Annotated in this window: 14 protein-coding genes and 1 pseudogene; 8 read left to right on the plus strand and 7 right to left on the minus strand. The window is 62.0% G+C overall.

From position 1 onward, the window contains the following. The first annotated feature begins 82 nt into the window (after window positions 1–82). Both OMP38_RS21425 and OMP38_RS21430 read left to right on the plus strand, forming a co-directional pair. A complete protein-coding gene (locus tag OMP38_RS21425; protein WP_277566959.1) occupies window positions 83–478 on the plus strand; it encodes a hypothetical protein in 396 nt (131 codons plus the stop codon). Between the two features lie 110 nt (window positions 479–588). After that, window positions 589–1,923, plus strand: a complete 1,335-nt coding sequence (locus OMP38_RS21430) for a peptidoglycan D,D-transpeptidase FtsI family protein (RefSeq protein WP_277566960.1) — start codon at window positions 589–591, stop codon at window positions 1,921–1,923. On the opposite strand, the gene ytvI is transcribed toward OMP38_RS21430, so the two are convergent. Next, complete coding sequence (ytvI, locus tag OMP38_RS21435; RefSeq protein WP_277566961.1) at window positions 1,865–3,034, minus strand: sporulation integral membrane protein YtvI; 1,170 nt, start codon at window positions 3,032–3,034, stop codon at window positions 1,865–1,867. The genes OMP38_RS21430 and ytvI overlap by 59 nt on opposite strands. Before the next feature lie 226 nt (window positions 3,035–3,260). On the opposite strand from ytvI, the gene OMP38_RS21440 reads away from it, so the two are divergent. From OMP38_RS21440 to OMP38_RS36120, 3 genes and pseudogenes are all read left to right on the plus strand, one after another. Next, window positions 3,261–3,524 carry a polysaccharide deacetylase family protein gene (locus OMP38_RS21440; protein ID WP_277566962.1) on the plus strand — a complete coding sequence of 88 codons (264 nt, stop codon included), beginning with the start codon at window positions 3,261–3,263 and terminating at the stop codon, window positions 3,522–3,524. Next, window positions 3,472–4,278, plus strand: a pseudogene (locus OMP38_RS36115) (polysaccharide deacetylase family protein); the annotation flags it as partial. The gene OMP38_RS21440 and the pseudogene OMP38_RS36115, both read left to right, overlap by 53 nt. Before the next feature lie 43 nt (window positions 4,279–4,321). Next, entirely contained in the window at window positions 4,322–4,759 is a 438-nt protein-coding gene (locus tag OMP38_RS36120) for a YkoP family protein (protein WP_420869716.1), read from the plus strand. A gap of 116 nt (window positions 4,760–4,875) precedes the next feature. Here the strand turns inward: OMP38_RS36120 and OMP38_RS21450 are convergent, their stop codons facing one another. From OMP38_RS21450 to OMP38_RS21470, 5 genes are all read right to left on the minus strand, one after another. Continuing rightward, complete coding sequence (locus tag OMP38_RS21450; protein WP_338130641.1) at window positions 4,876–5,262, minus strand: G1 family glutamic endopeptidase; 387 nt, start codon at window positions 5,260–5,262, stop codon at window positions 4,876–4,878. Further along, entirely contained in the window at window positions 5,216–5,554 is a 339-nt protein-coding gene (locus OMP38_RS21455; protein WP_277566963.1) for a G1 family glutamic endopeptidase, read from the minus strand. Before OMP38_RS21455 ends, OMP38_RS21450 begins: the two co-directional genes overlap by 47 nt. Window positions 5,555–5,783: 229 nt before the next feature. Further along, on the minus strand, window positions 5,784–7,454 hold the full coding sequence (ilvD, locus tag OMP38_RS21460; protein ID WP_277567611.1) for a dihydroxy-acid dehydratase: 1,671 nt from the start codon (window positions 7,452–7,454) through the stop codon (window positions 5,784–5,786). A 208-nt stretch (window positions 7,455–7,662) separates the two neighbouring features. Next, window positions 7,663–8,328: a 3'-5' exonuclease gene (locus OMP38_RS21465; protein ID WP_277566964.1), complete on the minus strand. Its 666-nt coding sequence runs from the start codon at window positions 8,326–8,328 to the stop codon at window positions 7,663–7,665. A gap of 182 nt (window positions 8,329–8,510) precedes the next feature. Next, window positions 8,511–9,005: a DUF2269 family protein gene (locus OMP38_RS21470; RefSeq protein WP_277566965.1), complete on the minus strand. Its 495-nt coding sequence runs from the start codon at window positions 9,003–9,005 to the stop codon at window positions 8,511–8,513. 222 nt (window positions 9,006–9,227) lie between these two features. Here OMP38_RS21470 and OMP38_RS21475 point away from each other — a divergent pair, with 222 nt between their 5' ends. The 3 genes from OMP38_RS21475 to OMP38_RS21485 all read left to right on the plus strand — a co-directional run bounded on the left by OMP38_RS21475 (window position 9,228) and on the right by OMP38_RS21485 (window position 13,923). Continuing rightward, window positions 9,228–10,433, plus strand: coding sequence for an exonuclease SbcCD subunit D (locus OMP38_RS21475; protein ID WP_277566966.1), 1,206 nt, complete (start codon window positions 9,228–9,230; stop codon window positions 10,431–10,433). Next, window positions 10,390–13,482, plus strand: a complete 3,093-nt coding sequence (locus OMP38_RS21480) for an AAA family ATPase (protein ID WP_277566967.1) — start codon at window positions 10,390–10,392, stop codon at window positions 13,480–13,482. The genes OMP38_RS21475 and OMP38_RS21480 overlap by 44 nt, the downstream gene beginning before the upstream one ends. Before the next feature lie 81 nt (window positions 13,483–13,563). Then, on the plus strand, window positions 13,564–13,923 hold the full coding sequence (locus tag OMP38_RS21485; RefSeq protein WP_338130600.1) for a hypothetical protein: 360 nt from the start codon (window positions 13,564–13,566) through the stop codon (window positions 13,921–13,923). 239 nt (window positions 13,924–14,162) lie between these two features. Here OMP38_RS21485 and sigK read toward each other — a convergent pair whose 3' ends face one another. After that, window positions 14,163–14,867, minus strand: a complete 705-nt coding sequence (sigK, locus tag OMP38_RS21490) for an RNA polymerase sporulation sigma factor SigK (protein WP_090114873.1) — start codon at window positions 14,865–14,867, stop codon at window positions 14,163–14,165. Window positions 14,868–14,976: the final 109 nt, after the last annotated feature.

The following is a 14,976-nucleotide window of genomic DNA, read 5'->3' on the forward strand; positions in this document are numbered from 1 at the left end:
CGGCAGCAGGTTAGCGGTTAGGCGACCGGGCAACAATGGGGAATAACGGCGTTACAATACGTAGACGGGGAAGGGATGACCGTTGAACGGTCCGGTGCCTGCTCGGATTTTTAAACTCATGATCGTGCTGGCCGCCGTCTTCGGCGTGATGGAGGCGCGGCTGGCGTGGGTACAGCTTGGGGGAGGCGGCCGAAGCGAGAATGCGGCGGCAGGCTTGTCCAAGCAAGCCTATCTGCAGCATTCGGATCCGCTGGAGCTCGATAGCGGCCGGGGACAGTTCGTCGACCGCGAAGGAAGGCCCCTGTCCGGCAAGACGATCCGCGCGCTCGCGGCGTATCCGACCGGGGGGGATGCCGCGCGGCACGGACGGTCAGTTGCAGGCGCTGGCGGATACGCTTGGGGCAAGCGTCGAGCAAGTAGGCGACTGGCTCGACGCGATTCGCGAGCCGCTCGTATGGAAAACGGGGAAGTTGGCTAAGGTCGTTGCGCTGACGGAAGCGCAAGAGTGGCGAATCGGAGCGCTTGGCCTGACCGGCGTGGCCGTGGTGCCCTGATGTCGACCGCTACGGCACGGATGCCGAGGGCGGCTTGGCGCTGCATGCGATCGGCTATACGGCGCAGGATCCCGCGCGGTTGGCGAAGCTGTACGGCAAGGAGCTGGCTTCGGGAAAAGCAAGTACGACAGACCGGGTCGGGGAGGCGGGACTCGAGCTATCGCTTGACCGGCTGATCCGGGGCATCGGCAGCACCTACGCGGTAGCGACGACAGACGGCGCCCGTCGTCCGCTCGCCGGCATCGGCATGCGAATCTCTGGACCGGCGAATCCGCACTATCCGCTTCAGGTGCGAACGACGATCGATACGGACGTGCAGCTTGCGGCAGAGGCGGCAATGAAAAAGCATGGCATCAAGGAAGGCGCCGTCGTCGTATTGGACGCGGACCGCGCGGACATCCTCGGCATGGTTTCGCTGCCCGCGTTCGACCCGTCGCATATCGGCATCGCCGGCACGGAGGCGCGCAACCATGCGCTCATCGCCGTTCCGCCAGGTTCGGTATTCAAGACGGTCACGCTTGCTGCGGCGCTGGAAGCCGGCGTCACGACGTTGGACGAGACGTTCCGCTGTACGGGGACGTACGGCAGGTACGGTCTGAACTGTTGGCTGCACGGCGGCCACGGCGTGCTGACGGTCAAGGAGGCGTACGCGGAATCATGCAACGTCGTGTTTGCCGCGCTCGCGGAGCGGCTCGATCCCGCCCTCCTCGCGGAGACGGCGGACAAGCTCGGGCTGGGCCGTCAGATCGGCTGGCAGACCGGCGCCTTCGTCGACGGCAAGCCGCTGCGCTTGCTGGAGGAGGAACAGCCGGGCGCGATTTTCGCAACGCCTATGGCCGGCAAGGACGGCGGGGTACGGACGGGGACGGGCATCGGCCAGCGCGACGTCCGGGTGACGCCGCTGCAAGCGGCCAACCTGGTCGTGACCCTGCTGCATGGCGGTCGCGTGCAGTCGCCGCGGATCGCTACGGAGATCCGCTACGCCGACGGCGGGCTGCTGGCGAGCATGCCTGCGCGCGGAGCGCCGTCCGAATTCGGCAGCATCAAGCCGGCTACGGCGGCCGCCCTGCGCGAAGCGATGCGCGCGGTCGTCACGGAAGGTACGGCCGAGCAGGCGCTCGAGTCAAACGAATGGCCGCTCGCCGGCAAGTCCGGCACGGCGGAGCTTGCCGGCAAGCGGCCGGCGATGAACGATCAATGGTTCGCGGGATACGGACCGGCCAAGGGCCGTCCTCGATATGCGGTCGCCGTGCTGCTGGAAAATCGAACGGCCGGCGTCCGCAATGCGGCGCCGGCCGTGTTCGGCGACCTTATGGACGCGCTTCGTCAGTTGGAGCGGACGGACCCGGTCCCCCCGGCACGGTCGTAGTCTCCGCGAGGGGATTAAAGGGCGATACGATGAATTCCTCTTTGGGCCAGCGAATCCATCTGTGGAAGTAGCCTTGATCGTACAGCGCCTTGAGCAGGATCATCAGGATCGGCGCCACGATCAACCCCGCGAAGCCGAAGAAGGACAAAGATATCATCATGAAAGCGAGCATCGTAAAGGCGGAGACGCCGACGGTCTGGCCCGTGATGCGCGGCTCCAGAAACTGGCGGGTCAGCGTCACGGCGAGCAGCAGCGCGGTGAGCCAGATGGCGAGGCCCGTCTGTCCGACGATGAACAAATACAAGATCCAAGGAATGAACAACGTGCTGACGCCAAGCAGCGGCAGGACGTCGAAGAAGGCGGCCAGCAGCGCGATCGTGAACGCGTTGTTCACTTGCAGCGCGAGCAGGGCGATCAGGATGACCAGAAAAGTGATGCTGATCAGCTTGAGCTGGGATTTGAGGTAGGCCCCGATGCCTTTGAACACATTTTCGCGCAAGAAGGTGAACGCGGTTTTCAGCGTTTTCGGCGAACGCTGGCCCGCCAGCCGTTTCCACATATCGATCTCGACGCTTAAGAAGTAAGCCAGGATCAAGGCGATCGAGAAGTTCAGCACGAACGAGGAAAAAGAGCTGACAAAGCCGACCGTGCCGTTGAACAGATCCTGGGCGAGCCCGGTGCCGAATTTGACGATATTTTCGGCGGCGCCCTGCAGCTTGTCCGCGAGGCCGTCCGGCAGGCTGTCGGATCGCTGCTGAACCTCGGCCGTGATCGATCGGATTTGAGCTTCGACCTGGTCTTGGTATTTGGGCAGCTTTTCGACGAGCTCGGATGTTTGGTGGTAAAACATGAAGCCGATGCCGGCGAGGACCGCGAGCAGGATGGCCGTAAACAGCAGCACGCTGATGCCGGAAGCGATCGCTTTGCGGATGCCCAGCTTGTGCAGCCTGCGGGCAAGCGGCTCGATGCAGAGGAAAATAATAAAGGAAAGGAATACCGGCGTAGCAATCTTATACAAATAACTAAAAGCGAACATGATAAGCCAGACGGTTAAAACGACCAAAGCGATGTCGAACGCGGTTCTCCAGTATTTTTGATACAGCGAGAGCATTATGTACTTCTCCTTTATTGGTTAGATGAGGCTATGGTTACTATATTAACCGATAATACGCGGACAAGGCTACGGCGTCTCAACATCTGAAGGGCGGTTTTTCAAATCGCGTTCGGCTCCAAAAAAGATATACGACGCATCGTCAATTTTCGTACGACCTATGTTAAAATAAGAGAAGTTGAACGGCGGCAACATTCATAACAGAAAGCAAGTTGGTGGTAAGCACATGGACGTCATCCTTTGGTGGGGCTTTTATTTTTTGACTTTTTACGCGTTTTTGCCGGGATTTATCAGCCGGATGTTCGGATTCCGGGTTTTTTCGAGGGGCATCGCCGACCGCGAGATCTCGCTGACGTTCGACGACGGGCCGCATCCGGTCTACACGCCGAAGCTGCTCGATTTGCTTAAAGCGCACGGCGCGCACGCGAACTTTTTTTGTGGTCGGCGCGCATGCGGAGAAGCACCCGGACATCGTGCGGCGGATGCATGAAGAGGGGCATGACATCGGCATCCACAACTACGTTCACCGAAGCAACTGGATCATGGGGCCGGTCAGCGTCAGGCGGCATGTCGTGCGGACCGGCGATATCGTGGAACGCATCACGGGGACGCGGCCGAGATATTACCGCCCGCCATGGGGCATCGTCAACGTTTTCGATTTTATCGGGCGAGGCAAGCCGCAGATCGTCTTGTGGACCGCGCTGTTCGGCGATTGGAAGCTCAAGGTGGGCGCCGAGCGCCTATACGGCAAGATCCGGCGCAAGCTTCAGCCTGGCGCGGTGCTGCTGCTCCACGATTGCGGCGATACGTTCGGGGCCGACCCCGACGCGCCGGCCAATACGATCGATGCCGTCGGCCGCATTCTCGAGGACGGCAAGCGAGAGGGGCTGCGCTTCGTCGGCATTGGCGAGATGATGCGGCAGACCAAGCTGAACAAGGAGGAAGCCAAAGCGCGAAGCGACGGTCCGAGCGCCGATTCTTCCGGAGAAACCGTTCAGCAGGGGCGGGACAAGACGGCTGCGGCGCCGAAGACGGGACCGTTCAAGCGGATCGTCGTAGCGGCTTGGATGCTGTGGGAGGACGTGTTCGGCTGGATCTTCCGTCTTCGCCCGGTCGGAGACGGCAAATCGTTTCACTATCGGATCATCCGGTATGGCGGACCGGCGATCACGCTTGATGACGGCGGCCGGATCGAACGGGGAGACCGGGTGTTGGAGCTTCACTTCGTCAATAAAATGATGCTGGATATCGGCATGACCTCCCGTTCGGAGATGCAGATCGCCATCCGTGTCATCCAGTCCGTCAAAAAAGGCGCTGCCGCTCTTGGCCAAGGAGCTCCGCTCGCTGCCCGGCGGCGAAGACGTCAAGGGGCTGTACGGCATCTCGATGATCAATCGGGGCTCCGAAGGGCTGGGCTTCGAGACATTCGCGCTTCGGAAGGGCGTTTTTGCCTGGTTTACGAATCGCTATCTGCGACTATTGACGGCCATTATTCATCCTCAGGGCAGGACGCGGGTCAAGGCGCACGGCGAACGAATGGAGCCGCGCATGCTCATCATGTCGAGAATCAAGTTGATGGAATGGGAAAAAGGGACTTATTCGCCCGCCAAGGCGCGCGCCTCGAAGGCCGAGATCGAGCAAGGCATGGCGTCAGTAGGGGCCGCGGGCTACGGCGATACCGAAGCCAGGCTCGGCAGCGAGGGGCGAACCGGCGACAGGGCTTAATCCAGATCGTCGATCGGCTACCGTGTCGATATAGGACTTTAACCGACCGCAGGGAAGGCGTATCGCCTTCTTCCTGCGGCTTTTTTGCGTTCAAGCGTTCTTACAACCGCCTCCCTCTAACGAGAAAAGCATCGCCTGCCCGGTTCGGACGCGAAGGAATGGATACCTTTTTTGCCGTTTTGAATCATGATGCCGCGTTGAGACAGCTTGAGTCTGGGGTTGCGTCCGTTTACGCGGCAGCAAGAAAAGACGACGGGCGTCAGTCGCGCGAGACTGCTGATCGAAGATCCTACCTGCGGGGCTTCGACGATCCATTCCGCGGATGTCTGGGGCCCTTTGTAGGCTTGGACGGTATGGAACCGCCAGCCCTGCGTCAAATTGCGCAGCGAGATCGACCACTTGCCGTGATTTAGCTTCGCAATGACGGCGCGCATGCGATCCCCCGGACGGACAGGATCAGGGGATGACCGTCTCCTCGGCGGGCAGGATCTCCCACCAGGCATAATAGCTCGCGACGCCGTTCGCGAAGTCGTGCGCCGTGCCGGTTTGAATCAAGCTGCTGTTGCTGTAGCCGTCGATGCCGACCCACGCCGACGAGTAAACCGGCTGCGCAGACGGGAATACGGACGGAACGGTCCAATTCGCGGAGATACGGTTGTATGCGCCCGCGCGACCCGACTGCGCGTAACCGCTCCAGTTGCTGGACGTCCAGCCGACAGCCGAGCCTTGCACTTTGTCGGAACGGACGAACTTGCAGGGGCGCTGCAATCGGCTATTTCGACTGATTTTGGGCATGTGCCGCCACCACCTTCACTGTGATGCTATAGGAGATGCGGCGGAAGGAGGGAACGTATGGGTGATGCTCAAATTCAGGCGATGACGGAGTAAGCGTTAAGAAGAGGTAAATATGCAATGGATCAGACAGGCGAGTATGGGGGAGCGGCAGACATGCAAAAAAAGCGGGAGCCGTCGGCTCCCGCTTCTTGGGGCGAATCCCGTATGATCGGAATCGCGGATATCGATGTTACATCTTCATCACGCCGCCGCGGCTGGCGTTGGTAACCATCGCGGAGTAACGGGCCAGGTAGCCGCGCTTGATCTTCGGTTCGAAGCCAGGCCAGTTCGCGCGGCGGCGATCCAGCTCCTCGTCGCTGACTTCGAGGGTGATCGTGCGGTTGTTCATGTCCAGCTCGATCATGTCGCCGTCCTCGACGAACGCGATTGGGCCGCCTTCGGCCGCTTCCGGCGAGATATGGCCGATAGCGATGCCGCGGGAAGCGCCTGAGAACCGGCCGTCGGTGATCAGGCCGACCTTCGTGCCAAGGCCCATGCCGACGATCTGCGACGTCGGCGCGAGCATCTCGGGCATGCCAGGGCCGCCCTTCGGGCCCTCGTAGCGGATGACGACGACGTGGCCTTCCTTGACCTTGCCCTCGGCCAGGCCGCGGAGCACGTCGTCCTGCGAATCGAAGCAGATGGCGGGGCCGCGGTGATAGCCGCCGACCGATTTGTCCACCGCGCCGACCTTGATGATCGAACCGCCAGGCGCGAGGTTGCCGAACATGACGGACAAGCCGCCTTCCTTCGTATGCGGGTCGTCGATCGGACGAATAACGGCGTGGTCGGTGATCTCGGCGCCTTCTACGTTCTCGCGGAGCGTCTTGGCCGACACCGTCATGACGTCGCCCTTCAGCGTGCCTTCCTTTTTGAACAGCTCGTTGATGATGGCGCTCACGCCGCCCGCGTTGTGCAGGTCTTCGATGTGGTGATCGGAAGCCGGCGCCAGCTTGGACAAATACGGCGTGCGCTTGGCCACTTCGTTAATGCGCTCGATCGGGTACTCGATGCCGGCTTCGTGCGCCAGCGCGAGCGTGTGCAGCACGGTGTTGGTCGAGCCGCCCATCGCCATGTCGAGCGCGAACGCGTTGTCGATCGAATCGAGCGTGACGATGTCGCGCGGCTTGATGTCCTTCTTGATGAGCTCCATCAGCTGAGCGGCGGACTTCCGGACGAAGTCGCGGCGCTCGGGCGCGACGGCCAGGATCGTGCCGTTGCCCGGCAGCGCGAGACCGAGCACTTCGGCGAGACAGTTCATGGAGTTCGCCGTGAACATGCCGGAGCACGAGCCGCAGGTCGGACAGCCGAACTGCTCGAGCTCGGTCAGGCTCTGCTCGTCGATCTTGCCCGTCATGTAGGCGCCTACGCCTTCGAAGACGGAGGTGAGGGAGATGGCGCGGCCGTCCTTCGTGCGACCGGCCTTCATCGGGCCGCCGCTGACGAACAGCGTCGGGATGTTGACGCGCAGCGCGGCCATCATCATCCCGGGCGTGATCTTGTCGCAGTTCGGGATGCAGACCATGCCGTCGAACCAGTGGGCGTTGACCATCGTCTCGACGGAGTCGGCGATGATCTCGCGGCTCGCGAGGGAATAGCGCATGCCGATGTGACCCATCGCGATGCCGTCGTCGACGCCGATCGTATTGAACTCGAACGGGACGCCGCCGGCTTCGCGGATCGCTTCTTTGACGATTTTGCCGAACTCCTGCAGGTGAACGTGACCCGGAACGATGTCGAGGTAGGAGTTGCAGACGGCGATGAACGGTTTGCCGAAGTCTTCTTCCTTGACGCCGGCCGCGCGCAGCAAGCTGCGGTGCGGCGCGCGGTCGAAGCCTTTTTTGATCATATCGGAGCGCATTTTGGAAGCCATGGTGATAATCCCCCGTTTCTTATGAATGCCGTGCTAGGACTTGGGTAGGACAAGTGCGAATAGAAACAATTTTATCACATGATGACGTCAAACGGCTACTGTGCCGCCAAGGCGATCGCACCCTGACGACGTGCGGACAGACACTGCGCGAACGCCCCCTGCCGGGAGGCAGAGGGCGGGGGTCGACGACGGCGCGTCATTGGTCGGAGTCGGGCGGGAACAGGCCCGACAGCGCCGCGAACGGCAAGTTCTCGAAGTGGCCCGTTTTGTAGACGACTTCGGACTCGGTCTGCGGCTCCTCGGCCGGCTTGTTGCGCCGGAAGGACAAGCGGTCGTAAAGCTTTACGAGCACCTGCGCCGTATTGAGCGCGTCGTCGAGCGCCCGGTGATGGGAGCCGGAAAACGGAATCTCGAGCATTTCGAGCGCCGCCTTGAGCCCCATCTGCTGGTGCTTTTCCAGCTTGAACACTTTGGACAGCATTTTCTGCAGGTTGTTGTGATTGATCATCCACTTCGTGTCGATCTGCATCTGACGGCATTCCTGCAGCAGCTGGCGCAAGTCGTCGGGTCCCCAAGCGCACAGGAAATACTCGTCGGGACCGATCCAGGAGACGAAGGCGGCTATCGCCTCCGGAAGTCGGCTCGCGGCGTCCACGTCGTCCTGGGTGATGCCCGTGAAGGCGGTCGTATCGTTAGAAAGCGTCGGCACGACGGTCGGACGGACGAACGCTTGGAACGTATCGAGGATGCCCGGAACGCCTTCGACGAGGCCGACTTTGGCCGCGCCGATCTCGATGATCTCGGCGATCTGTCCTTTTTTCCGGCGAACGGTCATCTCCAGGTCATATACAATGTAAGTCAATGAATCACACCTCGGGCCGTCCGCGCGGCGGTGCGCCTCGCGGAACATCGCGTAGTTATTAGTCCGGCTTAACGTATTATAGACCTCCGCCAATTATTTGTCATGGTGTTCACGGCAAAATGCCGGCGGCCGTCCCCGGAAAGGGACGATCGCCGGCATCGGGCCCGGACGGTAAATAGGCGCTAAAGCGTGGGCTTGAAAAACATGAGCAGAAAAAGAACGATGCCGAGGACGGTTGCCGCGTAGTTGATCGCGTTGACCTTGGCTACGCCGGCTTGGAGCTCTGAGGAAGCTTGCCGGTCGGCAGGGCCGGTGTCGGCATGCGCTCTGGCCGCGACGTTGGCCGCAGCCCGGGACATGAAGGCGATGACGACGATCTGGATGAGCACGTAATCGGCGATCGCGGCGACGATCCAGAACTGGTCCCAGCCATAGTCGCCGAGCCAGACGAGCAGAAGACCGGAAAGTACGGCAAGAGAGCCGAGAATTTTGGGGAACATCTCAAGTTTGGCGGACAGCCTCAGCGAATCGCGCAGTTGCCCGAGCGTCTGGCCTTTGCGCAGCAGGACATGGCCGAAGTAGGTCGGTCCGATGCCGACGACCGCGGAGATCACGTGAATCGCGACAAGAATGCCGAGCCAATTTTCCTTTAGATAAGCGTACCCTGTTAACGACATTTTTTGTTCTTTCTCCTCTCGATTAAACGGAATAATCCCATGCTAGCATGGGATTATTCGCCCGGCAGTCACGATTTTCGATGACAATCGCGTATGACGAGTCATAGAGGGGATGGCAATGACGAACCGATAATGTAACGGAGTAGAAATGCTTTCCGCGACGCTTCGCGCGCCGACGGTGTTGTATAATGAACAAAAAGAATGACAAGAAGGTGTTCGTCTTTGAAATTTTTCCATACCGCGGATTGGCATCTCGGGAAATTGATCCAGAACGTATACATGACCGAAGACCAGCGATATATACTCGATCAGTTCATGCGCGATATCGAGGAGGAGCGGCCCGACGCGGTCGTGATCGCGGGCGATCTGTACGACCGGGCGGTACCGCCGACGGAGGCCGTCGGATTGCTGGACCGTACGCTGCAGCGCATCGTGCTGGAGCTTGCGACGCCGGTGATCGCTATCTCGGGCAATCACGACAGTCCGAGCCGGCTGAACTTCGGGAGCGGCCTTATGAAGGCGGCGGGCCTGCACATGGCCGGCGAGTTCGACCCTTCGACGGGCCCGGTCGTGCTGCGCGACGCGGACGGGCCGGTACATTTCCACCTCGTGCCGTTCGCAGATCCGGCAGCGGTGCGCCTCGCGCTGAGGGACGAGACGATTCGCTCCTACGACGGGGCGATGGCCGCGATCGCGGATCGAATCCGCGGCGCTATGGACCCCGAGGCGCGCCATGTGCTCGTCGGACATGCTTTCGTGACGCCGCGCGGCGAGTCTGAGCCCAATACGAGCGATTCCGAGCGGCCGCTCTCGATCGGCGGCACGGAGCACGTGAGCGCGGCGCATTTCCGCGGCTTTCATTATACGGCGCTCGGGCATTTGCACCAGGCTCACTTCGTCGGTTCGGAGACGGTCCGCTACGCGGGATCGCCGCTCAAGTACTCGATCTCCGAGGAGCGCCACCAGAAGGGGTACCTGATCGTGCAGATGGACGGAACGGGCGGCGTCTCGGTCGAAAAGCGGGCGCTCGTGCCGCGGCGCGACATGCGCACGGTAACCGGATATATCGAGGAAATCGAAAGGCAGGCGCCTAGCGAGGATTACATATACGTCAGGCTGCTGGACGAGCAGCCGGTGCTATCTCCGATGGAGCGCGTAAGGTCGGTCTACCCGAACGCGATGCACGTGGAGCGGGAGCTGGCGATGCAGCAAGTCGCGGCTTCTTCCGAGGAAGGGATAGCGCCGGGCGGCAAAGCCGGCATGGACATGCTGACGCTGTTCCGCGCGTTTTACCTGGAAGCGAAGGGCGGAGAAGCGTCGGACGAGACGGAGCGTCTGTTCCTTGCGGCGCTGCGGGATATCGAAAAAGAGGAGGATGAGCGACATGTTGCCGGTACGGCTGACGATGACGGCGTTCGGGCCGTATAAGGACAAGGAGGTCATCGACTTCGCGGAGCTGTCGGGCAACCGCCTGTTTCTGGTGTCCGGCAATACCGGCGCCGGCAAAACGTCGATCTTCGACGCGATCTGCTTTGCGCTGTACGGGGAGGCGAGCGGCGAGGACCGCAGCGACGTCCGCATGCTGCGCAGCCAATTCGCCTCGGACGAGCTGTACACGTCCGTCGAGTTCGAGTTCGAGCTCAAGCGCCGGACGTACCGCATCCTGCGGCAGCTGCCGCACGTGAAGACGGGCAACAAGAGCGCGACCGGCGAAAAGTACGAGTTCGTCGAGACGACCGGCGGCGAAGAGACGATGATGGTCGATCGCCATGCCGTCCGGCAGATCAACGAACGGATGCAGACGCTGCTCGGGTTGACGAAGGAGCAGTTCAGCCAGATCGTCATGCTGCCGCAGGGCGAATTCCGAAAGCTGCTCACTTCGGATACCGAAAACAAAGAAGAGATTTTGCGGCGGATCTTCCGCACGCACCTGTTCAAGTTCGTCGCCGAGTATTTGAACGAGAAGCGCAAAGCGTTCCAGTCCGAATGGGAGCTGGCGAAGCGCGATCTGGACATGCAGGCGGCCAACCTGAAGCTGTCGCTGGCTCAGCGGGAAGGCTCCGCGCTCGTGCGCGTGCTCGGTCAAGAGCACTTCAACGTGCACCAGGTGCTCGAGGCGCTGGACGAAGAGATGGCTTATTACGAAGGCGAAAAAACCGTCCGGCAAGCAAGGCTCGAAGAGGAGAGCCGGCTGCACAAGACGCTGGTCGAGCGATATCATGCGGCCGCGCGCGTGAACGAGCTTTACGGCGAGCTGGACCGCAAGACGGCGGAACGCCAGCGTCTCGAAGCGCGAATCCCGGAGGTCGAAGGGAAAAAACGACGGCTCGCGCTGGCGGAGAAGACGCTGCCGCTCGAGGTCCGGGAGCGGCTTCGCGAGAGCGCGCAGGCGCAGGCGAAAGCGGCTGAGGGGCTACGGCAGTCGGCCGTAGAAGCGTCGGAGCGGGCGACTCGCGAGCTTGCCGCCGCGGGGGAGCGCCATGCGCAGGAGGAGCGGCGCGGCGAGCGGCGCGAAGCGCTCGTGCGCGAGCTTGAGCGGCTCTCTCGCGACCTGCCGGCCGTTCGCGAGCTGGAGGAGCGTCGCGCGTCGCTTGGCCGGCTCGAGCGCGAAGCCGCGGCGGCGCTGGGCGAGCAGCAGGCGGCAGAGGCCGCCGCCTCCGCCCGGCAGGAAGCGCGCAAGGCGCTGGCCGAGCGCGCGCGGCAGGCCGAGGCGGCGGTGCGCGGACTGCCGGAGCTCGCCGAGCGCTTCGAGCGGATGCTGCAGGAGGCGACGCTGCTGCGCGAGTACGTGCTGCTCGGGCGCGCGGCCGTCACGCAAGCGGAAGAGGAAGCGGGGCTTCGCCTCGCGCACGAGGAAGCCGCGAAGCGCTACCTGGCGATGGAGGCGGGATGGCTCGAAGGCCAGGCCGGCCAGCTGGCCGCGCATCTGCACGAGGGGAAGCCGTGTCCCGTATGCGGCAGCGAGGCGCATCCCCGTCCGGCCGAGCCGCCGGCCGACATGCCGACGCGCGAGGCGCTGGACCGCCAGCGCGGGGACAAGGCGGAGCGGGAGACGCAGTATCTGGCGGCGAAGGCGAAGCGGGAGCACACGGATGCGCAGTTGCGGGACAAAGCGGGCGAGATCGAACGCGGCGGACGCGACCCCGCGCAGGCCGAGACGGCATACGCGGAGCTCGTCGAGAACGGCAAGCGGATGCGCGTCCAAGTGGACGGGCTCAAGGCGGAGCAGGCGGCGCTGGACGAGCTGCGGCGCAAGTTGGCGGAGGCGGAGACCGCGCTAGAAGCCGCGGTCGCGGACAAGGAGCGCCGCACGGCCGTCGCGCAGGAGCGGCGTACGGCGCATGCCGCGGAGCAGGCGGTCTACGAACGAACGCTGGCCGGGCTGCCCGAGGGGCACCGGACGCTCGAGGCGCTGCAGCGGCTGCTCCGTGAGGCGGAGCAGGAGAAGGAACGCCTGGACGCGGCGTGGCGGCTTGCGCAGGAGCAGCTGCGGCAGGCGGGCGAACGCCAGGCCGCGGCGGCGGCTCATCTGGAAGGCGCGGAGCGGCAGCTGACCGAGGCGAATGCGCGTCAAGCGGAGGCGCAGGGCGATTTTGGCGCGGAGCTGGTTCGGGCGGGATTCGCTTCGGAGGCCGACTACCGGGCGGCCAAGCTGCCGGAGCGGGATATGGCGGACATGAAGGCGGACATTGAGCGATTTTTGGCCGGTCTCGCGGCGGTCGCGCGGCAGATCGAGGAGCTGGGCGTCCAGCTCCAAGGCAAGGAACGAGCCGACCTGGCCGCGCTCGCAGAGGAAGCGGAGCGGATGGAGATGCAGGCGGAGGCGACGCGATCGTCGCTGCGCGAAGCGCAGACGCATCTGGACAAAGGCGCCGAAGGTCGCGCCAAATTGCTGGAAGCCGAAGACAAATGGCGGAAGTCGGAGCGGGAGTTCCAGCTCGTCAAGGATCTGTACGACGTCGTGCGCGGCGACAACCGCCACAAGATTTCGTTCGAGCGCTACCTGCTCGTCGAATTTCTCGATCGTATCCTGTCGGCGGCCAACCTGCGTCTGCGGACGATATCCGGCGGACAGTTCTATCTCGTACGCAGCGACCGTCGGGAAAAGCACGGCAAGCAAAGCGGTCTCGGCCTGGACGTCTTCGACAACTACACCGGGCAGCTGCGCGACGTGAAGACGCTCTCCGGCGGCGAGAAGTTCAACGCGTCGCTCTGCTTGGCGCTCGGTATGGCCGATGTCATTCAAGCTTACGAGGGCGGCGTGTCGCTCGAGACGATGTTCATCGACGAGGGCTTCGGCTCGCTCGACGAGGAATCGCTGAGCAAGGCGGTCGACACGCTCGTCCAGCTCCAGCAGACCGGACGGATGATCGGCATCATCTCGCACGTACAGGAGCTCAAGCAGGCGATCCCGGCCGTGCTCGAAGTGAAAAAATCGGCCGACGGCTGCAGCTATACGAAGTTCCGGATCAGTTGAACCGAATTCGGCCTCAGGCAGGCAACATTTGTCTATACCGGCGCCCCCCGTCATATATATGAACCAAAAAAGACGAGAGGTGTGGGACGTTTGGACAAGGCTGCGGTGAAGCGGTTTTACGACCTCAAAAGCAAACAGAAGGAAATCGAAAAAGAGCTGTCGGAGCTGCGCGGGGAAATCCTGACGTATTGCGAGGCGGAGGGGCTGTCTCAGGCGGAGATCGGAGGCTACAACGTCAAGATCGTGCAGCAGGAACGAAGGGAATACGACGACGAGAAGCTGAAGGCGGCGCTCCCCGACGACGAGCTGTGGCGGCTCGTTTCCCGCGCGGATCCGTCGAAGCTGGCGGGGCTCGTGAAGCTGAACGTTCTTAAAGAAGAGCAGCTTTTCGGAACTTATGCGTTAAAGAAAATCGCGCTGGTCCATGTAGAGCGGGAATAGCCGGGATTTCGCGGCGATTCCGCTGCACTTTATAAAGCACGCCAAAGCGCCGGTCCCGTCGACCGGCGCTTTGCTTATTTGCGCTTGCCGACACGATCGTTACTTTTACCGATGCTTCATGAAGCGCTCCGTCGTCTCTCCAGGTTATGCCGGGAGCAGGCGGTGGCGGGCAGGTTCGCGATGGAGATTTATCGGCGAAGCGGGCCGCTCCGCGCGGGAGCAGCCTTCTTGCCGTCCATTTATTTTTTTGCTTTGTAAAACTCGTGGTACAGCTTCATGAGCGCCCGCTTTTCGATCCGCGAAACGTAGCTTCGGCTGATGCCGAGCTCCCGCGCGATCTCGCGCTGGGTACGTTCGTCCCCGCCTTTGCCGTCCAAACCGAACCGGCCCCGGATGACCTCTTGCTCCCGTTCGTCGAGAATATCGAGGTTTTGATAGATTTTGCTTTTCTCGATTTTCAGCTGCACCTTTTCGACGACGTCGTCGGGCTCGCTGCCCAGAATATCTTGCAGCGTGATTTCGTTGCCTTCTTTATCGGTTCCGATCGGATCGTGAAGGGAAACGTCTTTGCGCGTTTTTTTGAGCGATCTCAAATGCATCAATATTTCGTTCTCTATGCAACGCGCCGCGAACGTGGCGAGCTTCGTGCCTTTGCCGACCTGGAAGCTCTCGATCGCCTTGATAAGGCCGATCGTGCCGATCGAGATCAGGTCTTCGAGATCCTCGCCCGTATTGTCGAACTTTTTGACGATATGCGCGACCAGCCGCAGATTGTGCTCGATCAGCAGGTTGCGCGCCCTGGCGTCGCCTTCTGCCATAAGGCCTAAGTATTTGCTTTCCTCCTGCTCGGACAAGGGCTGGGGGAATGCATTGTTTTTGACGTAAGAGACGAGCAAGGAGAGCTGCTTGATGAAGAGCGCTATCGAGGTAAAGAATCCGGGCACGTGAAGGCCTCCTCCGGTTGTAAGTTCAGGTTGACGCGCGACCATTACCATTCTATGTGGGCCGGCGCCCATCCGTGCCTGTCAGGGGGAAAAAGGACGGCAGCGCCGA

Source organism: Cohnella ginsengisoli, from assembly GCF_029525555.1.
GTDB classification, from domain to species: Bacteria; Bacillota; Bacilli; order Paenibacillales; family Paenibacillaceae; genus Cohnella; species Cohnella ginsengisoli.

What these genes read in the sequence shown, in the direction of transcription:
- ytvI (WP_277566961.1), bottom strand. Translation starts at nt 3,034, where the DNA reads ATGCTCTCGCTGTATCAAAAATACTGGAGAACCGCGTTCGACATCGCT.
- OMP38_RS21440 (WP_277566962.1), top strand. Translation starts at nt 3,261, where the DNA reads ATGGACGTCATCCTTTGGTGGGGCTTTTATTTTTTGACTTTTTACGCG.
- OMP38_RS21450 (WP_338130641.1), bottom strand. Translation starts at nt 5,262, where the DNA reads ATGCCTGGTGGGAGATCCTGCCCGCCGAGGAGACGGTCATCCCCTGAT.
- OMP38_RS21455 (WP_277566963.1), bottom strand. Translation starts at nt 5,554, where the DNA reads ATGCCCAAAATCAGTCGAAATAGCCGATTGCAGCGCCCCTGCAAGTTC.
- ilvD (WP_277567611.1), bottom strand. Translation starts at nt 7,454, where the DNA reads ATGCGCTCCGATATGATCAAAAAAGGCTTCGACCGCGCGCCGCACCGC.
- OMP38_RS21470 (WP_277566965.1), bottom strand. Translation starts at nt 9,005, where the DNA reads ATGTCGTTAACAGGGTACGCTTATCTAAAGGAAAATTGGCTCGGCATT.
- OMP38_RS21480 (WP_277566967.1), top strand. Translation starts at nt 10,390, where the DNA reads ATGTTGCCGGTACGGCTGACGATGACGGCGTTCGGGCCGTATAAGGAC.